The sequence below is a fragment of the Solidesulfovibrio sp. C21 genome (assembly GCF_047785625.1).
Lineage (GTDB): Bacteria > Desulfobacterota > Desulfovibrionia > Desulfovibrionales > Desulfovibrionaceae > Solidesulfovibrio.
Genome location: NZ_JBLODY010000005.1, coordinates 18525 through 36214, shown reverse-complemented (window position 1 = coordinate 36214; position 17690 = coordinate 18525). Strand labels below are relative to the sequence as shown.

15 protein-coding genes are annotated in these 17690 nt (G+C 65.8%); 5 read left to right on the top strand and 10 right to left on the bottom strand.

Annotated elements, in window-relative coordinates; genetic code table 11:
* Positions 1 to 442 precede the first annotated feature (442 nt).
* The gene (locus tag ACMZ6R_RS02860; RefSeq protein ID WP_416109362.1) at positions 443 to 2131 is read left to right on the top strand and encodes an FAD-dependent oxidoreductase; all 1689 of its coding nucleotides are present in this window, start codon (positions 443 to 445) and stop codon (positions 2129 to 2131) included.
* Between the two features lie 186 nt (positions 2132 to 2317).
* Here the strand turns inward: ACMZ6R_RS02860 and ACMZ6R_RS02855 are convergent, their stop codons facing one another.
* From ACMZ6R_RS02855 to ACMZ6R_RS02835, 5 genes are all read right to left on the bottom strand, one after another.
* Complete coding sequence (locus ACMZ6R_RS02855; protein ID WP_416109360.1) at positions 2318 to 3307, bottom strand: radical SAM protein; 990 nt, start codon at positions 3305 to 3307, stop codon at positions 2318 to 2320.
* Positions 3308 to 3426: 119 nt separating this feature from the next.
* Positions 3427 to 4113 (bottom strand): lytic transglycosylase domain-containing protein, encoded by a 687-nt coding sequence (locus ACMZ6R_RS02850; protein ID WP_416109358.1) that lies wholly within the window; start codon positions 4111 to 4113, stop codon positions 3427 to 3429.
* A 71-nt stretch (positions 4114 to 4184) separates the two neighbouring features.
* A complete protein-coding gene (locus ACMZ6R_RS02845; protein WP_416109357.1) occupies positions 4185 to 5759 on the bottom strand; it encodes an ATP-binding protein in 1575 nt (524 codons plus the stop codon).
* A gap of 310 nt (positions 5760 to 6069) precedes the next feature.
* Positions 6070 to 8244: a hybrid sensor histidine kinase/response regulator gene (locus ACMZ6R_RS02840; protein WP_416109355.1), complete on the bottom strand. Its 2175-nt coding sequence runs from the start codon at positions 8242 to 8244 to the stop codon at positions 6070 to 6072.
* Positions 8245 to 8287: 43 nt separating this feature from the next.
* Positions 8288 to 9316 carry a tetratricopeptide repeat protein gene (locus tag ACMZ6R_RS02835; protein ID WP_416109353.1) on the bottom strand — a complete coding sequence of 343 codons (1029 nt, stop codon included), beginning with the start codon at positions 9314 to 9316 and terminating at the stop codon, positions 8288 to 8290.
* A 327-nt stretch (positions 9317 to 9643) separates the two neighbouring features.
* Between ACMZ6R_RS02835 and ACMZ6R_RS02830 the strand changes: the two genes are divergently transcribed.
* Genes ACMZ6R_RS02830 through ACMZ6R_RS02815 form a run of 4 tightly spaced genes read left to right on the top strand, consistent with a single transcriptional unit; the run spans position 9644 to position 12354 of the window.
* On the top strand, positions 9644 to 10087 hold the full coding sequence (locus tag ACMZ6R_RS02830) for a TadE/TadG family type IV pilus assembly protein (protein WP_416109351.1): 444 nt from the start codon (positions 9644 to 9646) through the stop codon (positions 10085 to 10087).
* Between the two features lie 28 nt (positions 10088 to 10115).
* On the top strand, positions 10116 to 11474 hold the full coding sequence (locus ACMZ6R_RS02825) for a VWA domain-containing protein (RefSeq protein WP_416109350.1): 1359 nt from the start codon (positions 10116 to 10118) through the stop codon (positions 11472 to 11474).
* A 20-nt stretch (positions 11475 to 11494) separates the two neighbouring features.
* Complete coding sequence (locus ACMZ6R_RS02820) at positions 11495 to 12001, top strand: TadE/TadG family type IV pilus assembly protein (protein WP_416109348.1); 507 nt, start codon at positions 11495 to 11497, stop codon at positions 11999 to 12001.
* 26 nt (positions 12002 to 12027) lie between these two features.
* Positions 12028 to 12354: a hypothetical protein gene (locus tag ACMZ6R_RS02815; RefSeq protein ID WP_416109347.1), complete on the top strand. Its 327-nt coding sequence runs from the start codon at positions 12028 to 12030 to the stop codon at positions 12352 to 12354.
* 141 nt (positions 12355 to 12495) lie between these two features.
* Here the strand turns inward: ACMZ6R_RS02815 and ACMZ6R_RS02810 are convergent, their stop codons facing one another.
* The 5 genes from ACMZ6R_RS02810 to ACMZ6R_RS02790 form a co-directional block, all read right to left on the bottom strand.
* A complete protein-coding gene (locus ACMZ6R_RS02810; RefSeq protein ID WP_416109345.1) occupies positions 12496 to 12867 on the bottom strand; it encodes a hypothetical protein in 372 nt (123 codons plus the stop codon).
* 12 nt (positions 12868 to 12879) lie between these two features.
* Positions 12880 to 13824 (bottom strand): type II secretion system F family protein, encoded by a 945-nt coding sequence (locus ACMZ6R_RS02805; RefSeq protein WP_416109343.1) that lies wholly within the window; start codon positions 13822 to 13824, stop codon positions 12880 to 12882.
* A gap of 7 nt (positions 13825 to 13831) precedes the next feature.
* Positions 13832 to 14815, bottom strand: coding sequence for a type II secretion system F family protein (locus ACMZ6R_RS02800; RefSeq protein ID WP_416109342.1), 984 nt, complete (start codon positions 14813 to 14815; stop codon positions 13832 to 13834).
* A gap of 60 nt (positions 14816 to 14875) precedes the next feature.
* Entirely contained in the window at positions 14876 to 16246 is a 1371-nt protein-coding gene (locus ACMZ6R_RS02795; RefSeq protein ID WP_416109340.1) for a CpaF family protein, read from the bottom strand.
* Positions 16247 to 16499: 253 nt separating this feature from the next.
* A complete protein-coding gene (locus tag ACMZ6R_RS02790; RefSeq protein WP_416109339.1) occupies positions 16500 to 17669 on the bottom strand; it encodes an AAA family ATPase in 1170 nt (389 codons plus the stop codon).
* Between the last annotated feature and the right edge of the window lie 21 nt (positions 17670 to 17690).

Here is a 17690-nt window from a genome sequence, read left to right as displayed (position 1 = left end):
CAACCAAAGTCCCCACCCGACCAAAGCACACCGGACGGGGGGGCCGGGGGGCCCGTGGCCTCCCGGCGGGGCGCGGGGCAGAGCCCCGCTCTTTCCTCCCTCCCCTGCCTGCCGCTTCCGCCTTGCCCGCCGACGGCTACGCGTCGTCGATCAGGCGACGGGCCTCGGCATCGGGGATGGTCTCCCAGGCGGATGGAAACAGCAGCATGATGACCGTATAAAGGACCAGCGCCAACGACACGAGAGCGTTTCTCATGTCTTTTTCCCCCTGTTTGCGTAACACCCGGGACCACAAGGTCCTGGCACCCTATTCCCTTTGTATGCCTTTTCATTCCAGCGGCAAGAAAAAAAGCGGAAAAACCTCCGATTGTTTGCGCACGGTGTCCGCTTGCGCTACATAATGGCCGAACCTTTTCGTATTTCGACTTCAAGGAGCGGCACCATGGCCCTTTTCGGCAGTGATAAAGACAAGAAAGCCAAGGATGCAAAAAAAGCGGCGAAGGACGAGCCCAAGCGACTCATTCCGGAAGACAACATCCCGGAACTCAAAAAGTTTTTCAAACCGATGCAGGAAACGGTGGAACTGCTTGTTTTCACCGATCCCAAGCAGAGCGCCCCGTACAACGGATTTATGGAATCCTTGTGCCGGGAGCTTCCCGAGATCACTGACAAAATCACGGCCAGATTCGAGACGTTGGAAAGCGACGCGGCCAGACAGCACGGCGTGGATTTTTCCCCGACGCTGCTTTTGGCCCCGGACCGATACAAGATCCGCTACCTGGGCGCGCCGCTCGGCGAGGAAGCGCGCACGCTGATCGAGACCATCCTGCGGCTTTCGGTCGGCAAGAGCGGCCTGGACCAGACGTCCCGGGAGCTACTCAAGGAACTGACCGAGGAGCGCCATATCCAGGTGTTCGTCAACCCGTCCTGCCCGTATTGCCCGGGGCAGGTGGCCAATGCCTTCCACTGCGCCATCGAGCGGCCGGACCTCGTGTCCGCCGACTGCGTGGACGCCTCCCAGCATGTCGCGCTGGCCCAGCAGCATCAGATCGGCTCGGTGCCGCACACCATCATCAACGACGAGTTTTCGACCCTGGGGCTGTTGCCCGAGGAGCGTTTCGTGGCGGAGTTGGTGACGCTCAAGACCGCCGAGGAGTTCCTTGGCGGACACCACGGGCTGGAGGATGGCGGGCTGGATGTCGTCGAGGTGGACGTGGTGGTGGCCGGGGCCGGGCCGGCCGGTCTGACGGCCGCCATGTACGCCGCGCGAAGCGGCCTTTCGGCCGTGGTGCTGGAGAAAAACGTCATCGGCGGCCAGGTGGCGCTCACCCCCGTGGTCGAGAACTACCCCGGATTCGCCAACGTGCCGGGCAAGCGGCTAATGGAGATGATCGCCGACCAGGCGCGCGGCTACGCCCAGGTGCACGAGGGCGAGGGCATCGACGAAGTCAAGGTCGGCAAGAATATCGAGGTCTACACCGACAAGGCGGTGTACGTGGCCAAGGCGCTCATTCTGGCCACCGGCGCGACCTGGAAGAAGCTCGGCGTGCCCGGTGAGGACCGCTACTTCGGCTTCGGCGTCAGCTACTGCTCGACCTGCGACGGCTATCTGTACAAGGAAAAGAAGGCGGTCATCGTCGGCGGCGGGGACACGGCGCTCACCGATGCGCTGCACCTCAAAAACCTGGGTGTGGACGTGACCGTCATCCACCGCCGCAAGGAACTGCGGGCCGAAAAATACCTCCAGGACGCGGTGGCCAAGGCGGGCGTGGCCCTGCTGCTCGGTTCCGTGGTCACGGAGATTCTAGGCGACGACAAGAAGGTGACGGCGGTGAAGGTGAAAAACCTGGCCGACGACGCCGAACAGGAAATCACCACCGATGCCGTGTTCGTGGCCATCGGGCTCGACCCCAATATCGCCATCGCCGAGGAGCTGGGACTGAAACTGGACAAGGACGGATTTATCCGCACCGACTGGGGCAAACGGACCTCCATCCCCCGCATCTACGCCGCCGGCGACGTGACGGCCGGCGCGCGCCAGATCGTCACCGCCGTGGGCGACGGTTCCACCGCCGCCCTCTCCGCCTTCGAAAACCTGTCCCATCCATACTGGAAGAAGGAAAAAGCTTAAGAAGGGGAAAAAGAATGCGAGAGGGGGACCCTTTTTGGAAAAAGGGTCCCCCTCTCGCGCTCTCCCCTCCTAAAAACTTTCAAAAGTTAAGGGTGAGGCAACGATAACACTCTGTAACCGTTAAAAGTCTTTAGGAAGGGGGTCCGGGGGGAACCCTTTCTACAGAAAGGGTTCCCCCCGGTTCCTCTACAACATCGCGTAGAATTCGGCTGGGGAGAGTTCCGTGGATTCGAACCAGCCCCGTTCGGACAGGTGTCGGCGGATATCCTGGCACAGCTCGCACTTGTTGACGTAGCCGCCCGGCCGGGGCGTGTAGTCCTCGAGGGCCGTGGCGTAGTCGTAGAAGCCCCGGATGCCGGTTTCGGCCAGGGTGGTGAGGATCGGGTAGCGTTCCGGGTCCAGCGGCGCGCCGAGGTCGTCGGCCCGAAAGGCCAGTCCCGCGCACAGTCCCGGGATATAATCGCCGTAAAGGTCCATGTGGAAATGGCTGACGTCGGTGAGCTCCGCCCGGCAGTCGGCCGAGGCCTCGGCCAGGATGGCCGCGACCGGACGCCGGCCCAGGGCCGGGGCGAAGAGATCGAAGGCCCGGCCGCCCAGATGGATCCATATCCGGCGCAGAATCTGGGCCGGGTAATCCTGGCCGAAGCGCTCCTGGTATTCCCGCAGCGGGTGCGTCGTCTCGGGATCGAAGGCGCGCAGGTCCTCCAGAAAATGTTCATGCCAGGGAAAGACGACGATGCCGGCCGCCTGGGCCGCCTCGATGGTCCCGAGGGTCTTGCGCAGGGGGATGAACCCGTTGTGCATGGGCGTTATGGACACCAGCAGCCGGGCCAGCCCCATGGCGCGCAGCTCGGTTAAAAGCTCCACGGCCTCGTCGGCGTCCGTGAACCAGGCCCCGCTCGTCTCAACGTATTCGATGGGCATGCCCGCCTCGTCGGCGGCCGCCAGCAAGCCGGCCAGGGACAGGGGATCGGAGAGGGGCTCGCCGCCGCCGATATGCATGGCCGCCGCGCCAAGGTCACGCGCCTTGGTGAAAAGGGTCGTGGCCCCCCCCTGGTCCATGTAGATGGGTTCCCGGCCCGGGCTGCCCCGATATAGGCAATGGGGGCAGGCGCTTTGGCACTGGTAGGTGGCGATAAGCCCGCCCGACTGGAGCCGCGAGACGCACAGGGACATGGGGCGTTACCCTTGCGCCAGCCCGGTCAGGGCGTCGAGGACCGCTTCGGCGCGCCCGGCGGCCTTGGCCACCTTGGGCCAGGCCCGGCGCACCATGCCCGCGGGCCAGAGGACTTCGCTCATGGTTTCTCCCGTCCGCCGGCCAGGGGCGCGGCATCGCTCAGAGTCAGCTTCTTGTGCATGGAATCCAGGTCTTCCACCGGATAGCGCTGGCGCAGGTAGAAATAGCGGTCCACCACCTTCAGCACGTAATCCTTGGTTTCCTCGTAGGGCGGCACGCCGCCGTGCTTGGCCACGGCCCCCGGGCCGGCGTTGTAGGCGGCCAGGGCCATGACCTCGGTCTGGAACCGGTCCAGCATAGACCGCAAATATTTCGTTCCCGCGGCGATATTGCGCTCCGGGTCGAACGGTTCGCTGAGCCCCAGCACTTTCTGGGTGTCGGGCATGATCTGCATGATGCCCTGGGCCCCCTTGGGCGAGACCGCGCAGGGGTTGAACCGCGATTCCTGCTCGATCAACGCATAGACGAGCCGTGGGTCGAGACCGTTTTTTCTGCTGTAAATATTGACCAGGCGCAAGAGCTTCTTGTCTTCGATAAGCGCCGGGTAGCGACAGGCCACGGACCGTTGCCTGGCCTGCCGCAGCATCACGTCATGCTTGGCGGCGGCCACGGGATCGGGCAGGGCGATGCCGTGGATTTCGGTCGCCGTGGTCGGCACGGTGGCCATTTTCGGCCCGGCGGCCCGTGTGGGAAGCGCCGCCGCGACGACCAGAAACGCCGCCACGGCCGACAAGACGACTCGCATGGACACGACTCCTTGGTACTCTCTTTTCTGCCCCTACCTTCTTCCCCGGGGATTGACAAGAAACGGGGGCATCAACGCACCTGCTTTCGCCAGCGGCCAATCGTGTCGTCGATAAAGCCCGGCTCGTTACGCGGCGCGGACCAGACCTCGGAAAAACGCGCCGTGTCGCTGCGCGGCCGCTCGCCGTCGGCCAGATCGCGCAGGCGGATGCGCATGGGCACGGGCACGCCCTCGCCCACCACAACCGCCTCCTGGGTGCGCAGCGCCGGTAGGGCGGACAAAAGCCCGGCCGCGTTTTCCGGCATGGCCCGGCGCACGAAAAGCTGGTCCTGCTCGTTACTCATGCGCAGCGACACCAGGGTGTTGACCTGGGACAGCACGGTTTCGGAAATCTCCGACGGCCGCTGGGTAACCAGGCCAAGCGACACGCCGTACTTGCGGCCCTCCTTGGCGATGCGCGAAAGCGCCCGGCGGGTGGGGCCGAACGCGGCGGCCGTGTCGCGCGGCACGTAGCGATGGGCTTCCTCGCAAACCAGCAGCACCGGTACCCCGCGCCCGCGCTCGGTCCACAAGGCGAAGTCGAAAATCAGCCGGCACAGCACCGACACCACCACGTCCACGATCTCGGCCGGCACGCCGGCCAGATTGAAGATGGTCAGCGGCCGCCCGTCGGCCGGGAGCCGCAGATAACGCGCCAGGACATCGGCCATGCCGTCCTCGACCGTGAGCAGGCCGAACATGAAGGTGAAACGCCGGTCGCGGCGCAAGGCGTCGATGCGGGTCGTCAGGCGCAGGTAGGGGATGGAACTTTCGGGCTTGTCCAGTCGCCCCATGCCGGTTTTGAGCAGCTCCGTCACCCGGGCCAGCCGGTACGGCACCGGCGTGTCGATGGTCAGGGCCGCGTCGTCCTGCCCGGCCCCGCGCATGAACTCCGCCTTGGCCGTCAGCACGCAGTCCTTGAGAATATTGGCCTCGATCTCGCGGTAGGGCTGCTCGCCGCTGCAAAAGACCTGGGTCATCTCCTCGAAATCGAGCAGCCAGTATGGCAGGGCCAGATTGTCCGTGGTGACCGATTCGGCCATGTCGCCAAAGGCGGCGGCATATTCGTCGTGGGGATCGAGCAGCACGATATGGCCGTGGGCATGGGCGGTCAGGACCGAACGCAACAGCACCGCCACCGTGCAGGACTTGCCCGAGCCGGTGGTGCCAAGCACCGCGAAATGCTTGCCCAGAAAATCGTCCACCACCATGAAGGCCGGCACCTCCGCGTCCTGGTGCAGCGTGCCGATCAAGACGCTCGACTTGGCCGGCCGGGCATAAATGCGGGCCAAATCCCCGGTGACCGCGCGCCGGACGACAGCCCCCAATTTCGGACTGATGGACACACCGCGCTGAAAGACGAACGCTTCCGTCTCCGGCCCGAGACTCTCGCCCAGAAGCGCCAGACGGGCCATGCGCATGCCGCCGGCTTCCGGACTTGGCGACGGCGTGAAAAGCGCCTGCACCAGCCCGAACACCATGGACCGCTCGGAGACAATGACCGCCATGTCGCCCACGCCGACATCGGCCGCCGCTGCCGCGTCCAAGACCACCACAACCTCCGCGCCCTCAACAGACGCCACATAGCCGATCGGCGCTCGCTCCATCGCTGTGTGCCTCCGGCGGCCAGGGGGAAACTTTTTGAAAAAAGTTTCCCCCTCGACCCCCTTCAAAAACTTTCAACGGGCTCTCTGCCCGATGTGTCAACGCTTCAGTTTCCCAAACGTCTCTTCCATGCGGCGCTTCGCCGCTGGCGCGGTTGTTGCCGCAATCGCGTCCGGCGTCGAGGCGCAACGCGCCTCGTGCCGCCGGGCCGATTGCGGCAACACACATCCGGGGCTCCGCCGCCCAAAGTCACCATCCCCCGCCGCTCCCCCGCAAACCATCCCAACCCGGTAAAGGGGGGTCCGGGGGGCATCAAGCCCCCCGGTCGGGAGGGTCCGGGAGGGGCGACGCCCCTCCCGGCGCTTCCCCGCCCTCCGCCGCCGCCTCCGCCAGGGCCGCCTCGATGGCGACGGCCAGATCGCGGCGCAGGATGGGTTTGAGGAGCAGGTCGCGGATGCCGATGGCCCGGGCCGCATCCTTGCTCATGGTCTCGCTGAATCCGGTGAGCATGAGCACCGGCAGATCGGGGCGAATGGCCAGGACCTCGCGGGCGAGGTCGGCGCCGGTCAGGCCCGGCATGTTCTGGTCGGTGACCATGAGGTCGCAGGCGATGGGATCTTTTTGGATGCGGGCCAGGGCCTGCCGGGGATCGGTTTCGGCCTGGACGGCGTAGCCCAGGGATTCGAGGAGTTCCCGGCCGATTTCGGCCAGGGCCGGCTCGTCGTCGACGAAGAGCACGCGTCCCCGGCCCATGCGGGGCTGGGGTCCGGCGTCCTGGTCCGCCTCACCGGCATGATCGGCCAAGGGCAGGTAGACGCTGAAGGTCGCGCCCAGCCCGGGGGTGCTTTCGACCTTGATGTCGCCGTTATACTTGCGCACCACGCCGTGGGCCACGGCCAGGCCCATGCCCGTGCCCTCGCCGGGTTTCTTCGTGGTGAAAAAGGGGTCGAAAATCCGCTCCTGGATATCGACGGGAATGCCGGGGCCGGTGTCGCGCACCCATAGGCGCAGGCCATCGGCGGCCGGCGCGTCGCCGCCGATGGGGCAAAGCCCGCCCTGGCACTCCTCCAGCCCCACTTCGAGCACGCCGCCTGTTTCGCGCATGGCCTGGGCCGCGTTGCCGCACAGGTTCATGATGATCTGCTGGATCTGGGTGGGCTCGGCCAGGATGGTGTCGCGGCCGGGACGCACGGCGTCCACAAGTTCGATGGAGTTGGGCACGGTGGCCCGGATGAGTTTGAGGGTCTCCTTGACCAGGGGGGCCATGTGCAGGGGCTTGGCCCCTTGTTCGTTCTGGCGGCTGAAGGAGAGGATCTGGAGCACCAGGTCCCTGGCCCGGCGGCAGGCGGACAGGATATGGCCGATGCGCCGGGCCAGCGGGCTGTCCGGCGGGGCGTCGCCTTCGATCATCTCGGTAAAGCCCATGATGATGCCGAGGATGTTGTTGAAATCGTGGGCGATGCCGCCGGCCAGGGTGCCGATGGCCTCCATCTTCTGGCTCTGGCGCAGGCGCTGTTCGAGATTTTTGCGTTCGGTGATGTCGTGGGCCACGAACACGGTGCCTATGGGGACGTCATCGGCATGGGACAGCGGCGAGGCGGTGACGAGAAATTCCCCGTGCAGCCTGGCGATGGCGATCTCCCGGGAATGGTGGCGGCCGTCGGTCATGGCCAGGATTTCCCCGGAGCGTTCACCGGGCCGGTCGGGCAGGTCGAAGACGAAGGCGGCCTCGCGGCCGACGACTTCCCGGGGCGACAGGCCCAGGCGGTGGGCCATGGCCAGGTTGAGGCGGCGCACCCGCCGCTCGCGGTCGATGACCACGACCATGTCCTGGACGGAGTCGAAGATGCCCTCCCACTCCCGCTTGGCCGTGACGATGAGCTTGGTGACGCGCTCGCGCTCGTCGATCTCCCGGGTGAGCTTGCGGTTGGCGCTGGCCAGGGCGGCGGTGCGCTCGGAAACGAGGGTTTCCAGGTGGCTTTTGAGCGCCGTGAAATCGCGTTCGGCCCGCCATTTGGCGCACAGGGAGGTGGCGAACTGGCGGATCTCCTGGGAATGGAAGGGCTTTTGGATGTAGAGCAGCTTGTCGGCCGGCGGCACCCGGGCGGCGATGCTGGCCGGATCGACGTCGGTGAAGGTGGTGACCACCACGATCTGCACCCAGGGATCGAGGGCCCGTATCTCCTCGGCCGCGAAAAGACCGCCGCGCCCGGGCGGCATGTGCACGTCCAGGAAGGTGGCGGCATAGGGCCGGCGTTCGCGTTTGGCCGCGACCACGGCCGCCACAGCCTCCTCGCCCTGGCGGCACAGCGTCAGTTCGAACCGGGGTTCGTCGGGTACGGGAGGCGCGCCGCCGAGCCCGTCGAGGCCGCCGAGGATATCGTCCCGGGGCGCCAGGATTTCGGTGAAAAGAGCGAGGATGCGCGGCTCGTCGTCGGCCACCAGCAGGCGCAGGGGCGCGGGTGTCGGTTGGGTGGATGCGGCCATTTCGCGTTTCGCCTTTCCGGGGGCATCGACAGTCGCCCCCGGCTTAGGGCATCTCCAGCCTGTCCAGGCGTTCGGCCGACGCGGCCCGGCCCGGCGCGGACTGCGCGGCGGGGGAAGAGGAAAGGGGCCTGGCCGGGGCCGGCACGGCCGCAGGCTGCCCGGCGACCGGCTGGGCAGGGGCGGAGGATGGCAGGGCCAACTCCTCGGCCGTGGACAGGCGGCTCAGGTTGTCGTGGGCCACGGGATAGAATTTCGGATTGGCGGCAATGGCCCGCTCGAAATATTCCTGGGCCTTGGCCTTGTTGCCGGCTTCCATGTAGCACACGCCGACGTTGTTGAGCGCCGTGGCCTCGCCGGCGACGCTGGCAAACGCCGCGTAGGCGTCGTCGTAGCGGCCGAGCTTGCACAGGGCCAGCCCCAGGTTGTTGGCGATCTTGGGGGATTTTTTCGCGGCCCCGGCCTTGGCGAAGGCGGCCACGGCATCTTCGTTGCGGCCCAGGCGCATGAGCGCGATGCCGCGGTTGTTCTCCACATCCGGGTCAAAGGCGATGGCCAGGGATTTGTCGTACACGGCCAGCGCCGCCTCGGGCCGGCCTTCCCGGGCTTCGATGGCCCCGAGCAGGGCCGCCGCCCGGGAGAGGGACGGCGAAAGCTCCAAGGCCTGGGCCAGGGTCTTGGCCGCCTCGTCCCCGGCTCCGCCGAAGTAGAGCGCGAAGCCAAGTCCCTGCAGGGCCGGGGCGTATTTCGGGTCGGCCGCAAGCGCCGCTCGGTAGGCCATGACGGCCTTGGGGTAATCGCCCACGCGCAGGTACAGGTCGCCCATGCGGGTGTGGACCACGACCGGCGCGGCCCCGGCCTTAAGCGCCGCCAGATAGAGCTTGCCGGCGTCCCTGGGGTCGCCATGGGCAAGCGCGGCGTCGCCGGCGGCCAGGGTCTCGCCCCCGGGCTTGCCGGCCAGCGCGGCCGCCCCGGATTTGCCCTTGGAACCGGCACAACCGACGAGTCCGGCCAGCCCGGCCAGACACAGAGCCACAAGCGCGGCCGCAAGCACCGCCCGTACCTTTTCCTTCACCACGAGCCCTCCCCATGTCCTTTGCCCAGCATAGCAAAGGCCGCCGGGTGGGTAAACACGGGCCGCCAACACCCTTGTCCACATTCCGTGGTGCCCGGCCGGGACACGTCACGAAAAATGGTTTTCGGCCGGCCGTCTTTCCACGATTCATGGACCTGGCCGGGTCGTCCTTCTCCCCCTTTTGGCTCGTCCTCAAAATCGGCAATGACGGCGGGCCGTTGTCCGATCGGCTTTCCCGCACTCCCGGGCATGAGTCCTGGCACGTTTTTTTCAAGCCCGTGGGGAAAGCCTCCACAACCACCACGGCATTATAGCGAGATACGTGCCATGATACGCATACTACATAATCAAAAAGGGATCGCGGCCGTGGAAATGGCCATCGGGATGCTGCTGCTCGTCCCCCTGCTCCTCATCCTCGTGGAGGCGAGCCGGGCCCTGACCGAATATTCCCAGCTGCAAAACGCGGCCATGGAAGGGGCGCGCATGCTGGCGCGGCAAAACGGCGATACGGACGGAGTCGAGAATTACATCAAGAATACGGTGCTCACGGATGCATCCGGGAAGTCCCTTTTCGACGGCGCCGAGCCGACCGTGACCATCTCCCCCCGGGACGCCGACAACAACGTAACCGTGCAGGTGGACCATGACTACAACCCCTCATTCATGCCGCAATACGACGAATCGGGGAATCCCACTCCTTTCAACATTTTGGGATCGGATGCGCTCACGATTTCGGCCAAGACGACCATGGCCCTGCCGGCCGAGAACTAGCCGGGGCGACGCCCGTGGGGCGTCGAGCGTGGTCATGGCGGCGGCCCTGGTCGGGCTCATGGCCGCCGCGGGCGTGGCCGTGGACCTCGGCCGCGTCTATGTGGCCCACAACAAGCTGCAAAACGCCGTGGACGCGGCCGCCCTGGCCGGCAGCCTCCAGCTTCCCGACGATCCGGACGTGGACAACGGCAAGGTCGCGGACGCGGTCACGATCAACCTGGCCGCCAACGACCCCGAGGCCACGGCCACCGACATCGCCTCGGGCGGGGCCACCCGCAGCGTGTGCGTCACGGCCACGGCCGACGTGGACATGACGCTGTCCAAGGTGGTGGGCCTCGAGGCCACCACGGTCACGGCCGATGCCTGCGCCGGTTACAACGACATCGAGCTGGTCATGGTGCTCGACGCCACGGGCAGCATGAAGGGCACGCCGATCACCAACGTCAAGGAAGCGGCGGCGAGCCTGGTCGACCTCATCATGCCCGATTCCGGGGCCAATACCCGCTCCAAGATCGGGCTGGTCCCCTTCCAGGGCAAGGTGCGCATCGACGGCAACGACCCGGTCACGGCCGAACGGGACCCCGACGGCGTGGGGGTCGGCTGCCGCAACGCCGACGACACCTTAAACGACGGCAAGCTCAAGACCGAATACAGCGACACCAGGAGCCGCAGTTCCATCTTCTACGGCTACACCATAAGCGGCGTGAGCACCTATTACGACAAGACCTGCTCCGGCATGTCGCCCATCCGGGCCCTGTCTTCGGACAAGGACGCCATCATCGAGGGCATCGACGCCATCAACGCCGGGGCCGTGACCTCGGGCACGCTCATCTCCGAAGGCATCAAGTGGGGCCATCGCGTGCTCTCGCCCGAGGCTCCCTACACCGAAGGCAACACGGACAAGAAGGTGCGCAAGATCATGATCGTGCTCACCGACGGCGACACCGAGGACGGACGTTGCGGCGGCCGGTACGCCTCGGCTTCCCGGACCATCAACTCCTACTGGACCAACGCCTACTTCGGCCAGGGACTCAAGCCCAACACCTCGAGCTCGCCCTATTCCACCCTGTCCACGGCCTCGGCGACCCTGGCCCAGATTCCCGACTGCATCGACGGCGGAAAACTCAACCAGTTCGTCATCGACGAAGCCGACGACGCCAAAAACGACGCCGATTACCCGGTGGAAATCTTCGCCATCCGCTTCGGCGATTCCGACGCCACGGACATAAGCCTCATGAAGCAGATCGCCTCGTCCAAGTCCGGCACCGACGACCATTATTACGACGCGCCGGACAGCACCGACATCAAGGACATGTTCAAAAAGATCGGCCAGCAGCTCGGCCAGCGCCTCATGAGCAAGAAGGAAGCCACCACCGGCACGCCATAGCATAACGCAGGAACACGACCATGTTCACGCAGCCTCCCCGCAACCAGTCCCCCTCCCGCCGCCTGACGCGGCGGGAATCGGGCGCAACCGCCGTGGAATTCGCCATGGTGCTGCCCGTGCTGGTCCTCATGCTCCTTGGCATCATCGAAATCGCCAACATCCTGCGCATCCAGTTCACCCTGGAAAGCGCGGTCACCACCGTGGCCCACGACATCTCCCAAAACCCCAACATCACCAACCAGTCCGAGGCCCAGAGCCTTTTCACCAGCAATCTGGCCGACTATGCCCCCCTGGTGCAGCAAAATACCGAAACCTCCGATCCGTCGGACCCGCCGGCGCTGGCCATGAGCCCGACCACCAGGCCGACGTGCAACTCGAGCGCCTGCACGCCGTTTCTCATTACGATCACCTACACCTACAGCGCGCTCTCCGCGCCCATGCAGCCCTTTTTCGACGGGCTGACCCTTTCGGCCTCGGCCCGCAAAAGCCCCGAGCCCAACACGAGCAGCACGCTGGTTGCCAAGTAAAAGCCCCGCACCGGAGGAAACGCCCCATGAAAAAGATCTCCATCGCCCTGGCGGCGGCCATCGTCCTGACCCTGGCCGGGCTCGCCCCGGCCGCCACGACCAAGGCCAGCGTGGTCGACTTCTACAATGCCTACCTCGCCCTGGTCAGTTCCAGCGACTACGTGTCCCTGTCGCGGGATACGCCCGAGGCTTTCGACGCCAAGTTCGACTCCCTCGCCAGGGACGCCGGCTTCGAGGATGCCGCCGCCGCCCTGGCCGCCGGCGAGGACTATGCCGCCGACGCCGAGGTGGCCGCCCTGCGCAAGGCCGTGGCCGACAAGATTCTCGAGCAGTATGCGCCGTACAAGGAATGACGCCGGGGGCGCACTAAACGGGCGGTTTCAGGCAGCACCGGGTGAAACGCCCCTGCCCCTTCGAAAATTTTTGAAAGGGGGTCCAGGGGGGAAACTTTTTTTAAAAAGTTTCCCCCCTGGCGGCCGCTTACACTCGGAGCATCAGAACAAGCGTGAAATCGCCTGGACAAGGGCCGCGAGGCGTCCCGAAGCCAACGCCAGCCCGACGAGGGCCACCACCGCGATCAGCATGATCCGCAGGGCCAGGCGGCGGGCCAGGAAGCTGCCGGCGAACCCGGCGCCCTGGCGCGGGGCGGGGATGATGTTTTCCGCGCGCAGCAGCCGGTAGAGGCCGACAACGGCCGCCAGGCACACGAGCAGGGCCAGCAGGTTGTCGGGTTTGTGGAAGAAATCCGAAAGTCCCCGCGCCGCGTCCACAGCCTGATGCGCGTTGCCGGGCAGGGCGTCGGCAAGGCCCTGCCCTTTTTCCTGCAACTCCCCGACGGAGCGCATGACGTCGTCCGCGCCGGCCATGTCCATCTCCTTCTAATGATTGATGTTGCCGAACATCCGCATGAGGCTGATGGCCGCCGGCCCCAGGATCACGATCAAAAGCGTGGGGAAGATGAAAAGGATGAGGGGGAAAAGCAGCTTGACCGGCAGCTTGGCGGCCATTTCCTCGGCCAGCTGGAACCGCTTGGTGCGCATGGCATCGGCGTAGACCCGCAGGGTCTGGGCAATGGAGGTGCCAAACATGTCGGTCTGGATGAGCATGGCCACAAGGCTGCCCATGTCCTCGAGCCCCACCCGGGACGACAGGTTCCGCAACGCCTCCCGCCGCGACTTGCCGGCCCGCAGTTCCAGGGTCAAAAGCCGCAACTCGGAACTCAAAATCGGTTCCTTGTGGGCCAGCTCCAGACATACCCGGTACATGGCGGCGTCAAGGCCCATGCCCGCCTCGACGCAGACCACGAGCAGGTCCAGGGCGTCGGGCAGGCCGTGCAGGATGGCCTTCTGGCGCTTTTTCACCCGCGAATCGAGCACGATCCCCGGCAGGTAGAATCCCCCGGCCACGCAGGCCAGGGCCGCGAACATCTTGTACTGGGCCGGGACCCGGCCCGACATGGCCAGAAGCACACCCACGAGAAGCCCCACCATGGCCGCGCCGACCTTGAGGCCCCAGTAGATTTCCACGGCCCCGGGCTGGCGGAACCCGGCGTGGATCAGGGTCGTGCGCGTCTTGGAAAGTTCCTTGGCCTCCTTGGGCTTGACCGCCTCGCCAAAGCGGGAGGCCATGCCCCGGGCCAGCCCGGCCAGCCAGCCGAACACCCCGAGCCTGCGACCGTCTCCCGGCTCGGCCGGACGCAGCATGGCCATGGCCCGCTCGGCGATCTCCCGGCGCTGCTCGCGCTCGTCGCGCAGGACCATGACGGCGTAGACGAAAAAGCCGACGCTGGCGGAAACGAGCAGGGAGATAAGCACAAGTTGCATAACGGCCTCAGACCTCGATGCGGACCATCTTGCGGATGACCAGGATGCCCATGGTCATAAGCCCCATGACGAGATAGATCAGGATGTGCCCCAAAGGCGCGGTGAAAAGCAGGTTCAGGTAGCCGGGATTGAGCACCTGCACCGCGCCGCACACGAAAAACGGCAGCAGGCACAGGACCCAGGCCGCCATGCGCCCCTCGGCCGAGAGCACCCTGATGCGCCCCTTGAGCTTGAGCCGCTCGCGGATGAGCCAGGCGATGTTGCCGACGATCTCGGCCAGGTTGCCGCCGGTTTCGTTCTGGATCTTGACCGAGACCACGAAAAAGTTGAGGTCCGGGCAGTCCACCCGGTCCATAAGGTTGTCCAGGGCCACGGCCACGCCCATGCCGAAGTTGATCTCCTCCATGGTCGTCTGGAACTCGCCCCGGATGGGCTCGGCGAATTCGCTGACCACCATGCCCATGCCGCTGGTAAACGTGTGCCCGGCCCGAAGCGCCCGGCCCACGAGCTCCAGGGCCTCGGGCAACTGGCGCTCGAATTCCTGCATGCGCCGGGCCTTGCGCATGGCGATCCACTTGAAGGGCAAAAGCCCCAGCCCGATGCCGACGGCCAGGCGCACGAACGGGTTTTGCGCGTAGAGCGACGCCGCCACATAGCCCGTCGTCGCAAGGACCAGCGACAGCAGGACGAAGATGCCAAGCGGCGCCTCGATGTCCGCCTGGGCAAGCATCTTGTCCATGCGCCGGCTCCAGGCCTGGCGCGACAAAAAGACGTCCAGCCAGCGCAGCCCGCTCATCTCGTGGCGCTTGACCAGATCGCCGGCCGCATCCGTTGCCGCGTCCCGGCCGCGCGTCGCCGCCTTGATGCGCCGGGCCAGCTCCTTGCCGCTTTTGTCCGTCAGCCGGCGCACCACGAAGACCGCGGCCACGAACACGTAGACCAGCGACAGCAGCCAGGCCAGCGACAAGATACTCGGCGGTCCCTCGGTCATAAGCGGCCTCCCCTTCCGGCGCGCGGGGCGCGTTGCGGCGGCATACGCCCTCCTGGCGGATCAGCTCTCGACAATGTTTCGCGGGTCGAACACGCCGTTTGCCATCCGGATGCCCTTGGACTCGAACTTGGCCGCGAACTTCGGCCGGATGCCCCGGGCCAGAAAAGCGCCCTTGACCTTGCCGTCAGCCGACATCCCGCGCTGCTCGAAGGCGAAAATCTCCTGCATGGTGATGACCTCGCCTTCCATGCCGGTCAGCTCCTGAAAGCTGACAAGCTTTCTGCTGCCGTCGGAAAAGCGCGAGATCTGGATAATCACGTCCACGGCCGAGGCGATGTAGCGCTTGAGCGAGAGCGCCGAAATGGTCAGCCCGGCCATGGCCACCAGCGTCTCCAGACGCATGAGGGCGTCGCGCGGGGTGTTGGCGTGCAGCGTGGCCAGCGACCCGTCGTGGCCGGTATTCATGGCCTGCAGCATGTCGAGGGCCTCGGCCCCGCGCACCTCGCCGACGATGATGCGGTCCGGGCGCATGCGCAGACAGTTGCGCACCAGATCGCGCTGGGTGACCTCGCCGCGCCCCTCGATATTGGGCGGACGCGATTCCAGACGCACCACATGGTCCTGCTTGAGCTGCAACTCGGCCGCGTCCTCCACGGTCACGATGCGCTCGTCATGGGGAATGAACCCGGACAGGCAGTTGAGCATGGTCGTCTTGCCCGTGCCCGTGCCGCCGGAAATGAGGATGTTGAGCCGGGCCAGGACAATGCCCTGCAACACCTCGGCGATGTCGCGGGTCATGGCCCGAAATTGTATCAGGTCCTCGATGGTCAGCTTTTCCTTGGCGAATTTGCGGATGGAAAGCGCCGGACCGTCGATGGCCAGCGGCGGAATGATGGCGTTGACGCGCGAGCCGTCGGGAAGGCGCGCGTCCACCATGGGCGAGGATTCGTCCACGCGCCGGCCCACCCGGGACACGATGCGGTCGATGATCTTCTTTAAGTGGTCGTTGTCCTTGAAGCGCGATTCGGTGAGCACCAGCTTGCCGGAGCGCTCCACATAAATCTGGCGGTAGGAGTTGACCAGGATGTCGTTGACACTCGGGTCCTTGAGAAACGGCTCCAAGGGGCCAAGGCCGAGCATCTCGTCCTTGACCTCGTTTATCATCCGCTCACGCTCGACCTGATTGAGCGGCGTCTGGGAGAATTCGTCGCGCAACAGCCGCTCGACCAGCTTGCTGATCTCCGCGCCGATGGCCCCGGCGTCCAGCGTGTCGAGCAGCGACAAATCGATCAGATCGATCAGCCGGCCATGGATGCGGGTCTTGATCTCATAATACTCGTCAACGGCAACGCCGGGCTCCTTGCGCTCCGTCGCGGCGGACATCCCGGGCCGCTGCCCCTGCCGCATAAGCGGCGTTCTTCCGCGTTCCATACTCACTGTGGCGTGCCTGCCTCCGGCGGCCAGGGGAGGCTCCGCCTCCCCTGGACCCCACCGCCGGGGGGCCGAGGGCCCCCCGGTCCCCCCATATGGGAATGATAAAATTGCCGCTATCGCAGCCGATACAACATCTCCTACCGTATCCGCGACATCCCAACAACAACCCCGTCAAAGGGGGCCGGGGGGGATTATCCCCCCCCGGTAGGGAGGGTCAGGGAGGGGCGACGCCCCTCCCTGATCTTACTTGCTACTTGCGGCCGGTGAGGCGTTTGAGGCCAAAGAGGCCCTTTTTGCGTTCCGGTTCCGGGGCCGGGGGGGCCAGGGCCCGGGCCAGTTCGGCCAGGGAACGGGTGACCGGGGCCTTGGGCGCGGTTTCGAGCAGCGTCTTGCCCTGGTTTATGGCCGAAAGCGTGGTCGGGTAATCGTTTGGCACCTGCCAGAAAACCGGCAGGGAGAGCGCCTTCTCCATGTCCTCCACCACCAGGTCGCTGTCGCGGAGATGGCGGTTGACCACGATCTTGAGTTTGTCCTCGAGCCCGGCCTCGGCCTGCCGGATATTGTCCAGAAAGCGGCGCACGTTGGCCAGACAGGGCAGGTTCTGGACGCACACGAGCACGATGGCGTCGGAAATGTCCATGACCTTGAGGGTGATTTCGTCGAGGTACATGCCGAGGTCGATGACCACGGTATCGAAAATCTGGCGCATGAGTTCCAGGAGCTTGGAGATGTTTTCGGGCGTGGCCATCTGGAGGTCGTCGAGCCGGCTTGGCGGGGCCAGGAGGTAGAGCCCCGAGGGATGGCGCGACATGACGCTCATGAGGTAGGTGGCGTCGAGCCGGCTGATGTTGCCGAGCACTTCGCCCCAATGGTATTTGGGGATGATGTCCAGAAAAAGCTGGGCCTCGCCGAAGGGCAGGTTCATGTCCACGAGGGCCACCGAGGCCCCGGGCCTAAGCGTCAGGCAGGCGGCGGCGATATTGACCGCGGCGGTGGTGGTGCCCACGCCCCCCTTGGCCCCGAAGACGTCGATGATGCTGCCGTGCTTGCCGCTCATGGGGCCAAGCCGGCTTTCCAGGCGGGTTTTGAGCCGCCACAGCGCCATGCGCACTTCCTCGTGGCTGACGGGCTGGGGGAAAAATTCGCGCACGCCCTGGCGCATGAGCCGCATGAGGATTTCGGCGTCGTAGGCTTGCGCCGTCAGAAACACCTCGCGTTCGCCCCGCCGGGCCACAGTCTCGGCCAGGACCTCCAGCGCCGCCTCGCCGCCGTCCGGGGCGAGCTCGCACACGAGCAGTTCGGCGAACTCCTCGCCGTCGCCGATCACCTCGAAATCGCCGTCCTCGGACAGGCACTCCTCGAAAGCCCGCCGCGCGGGCGAGGCGGCCATGTCCAGGAACACCGTGAGTTTGTCGCGCATGCTCGTGTCCTCGCAGGACTT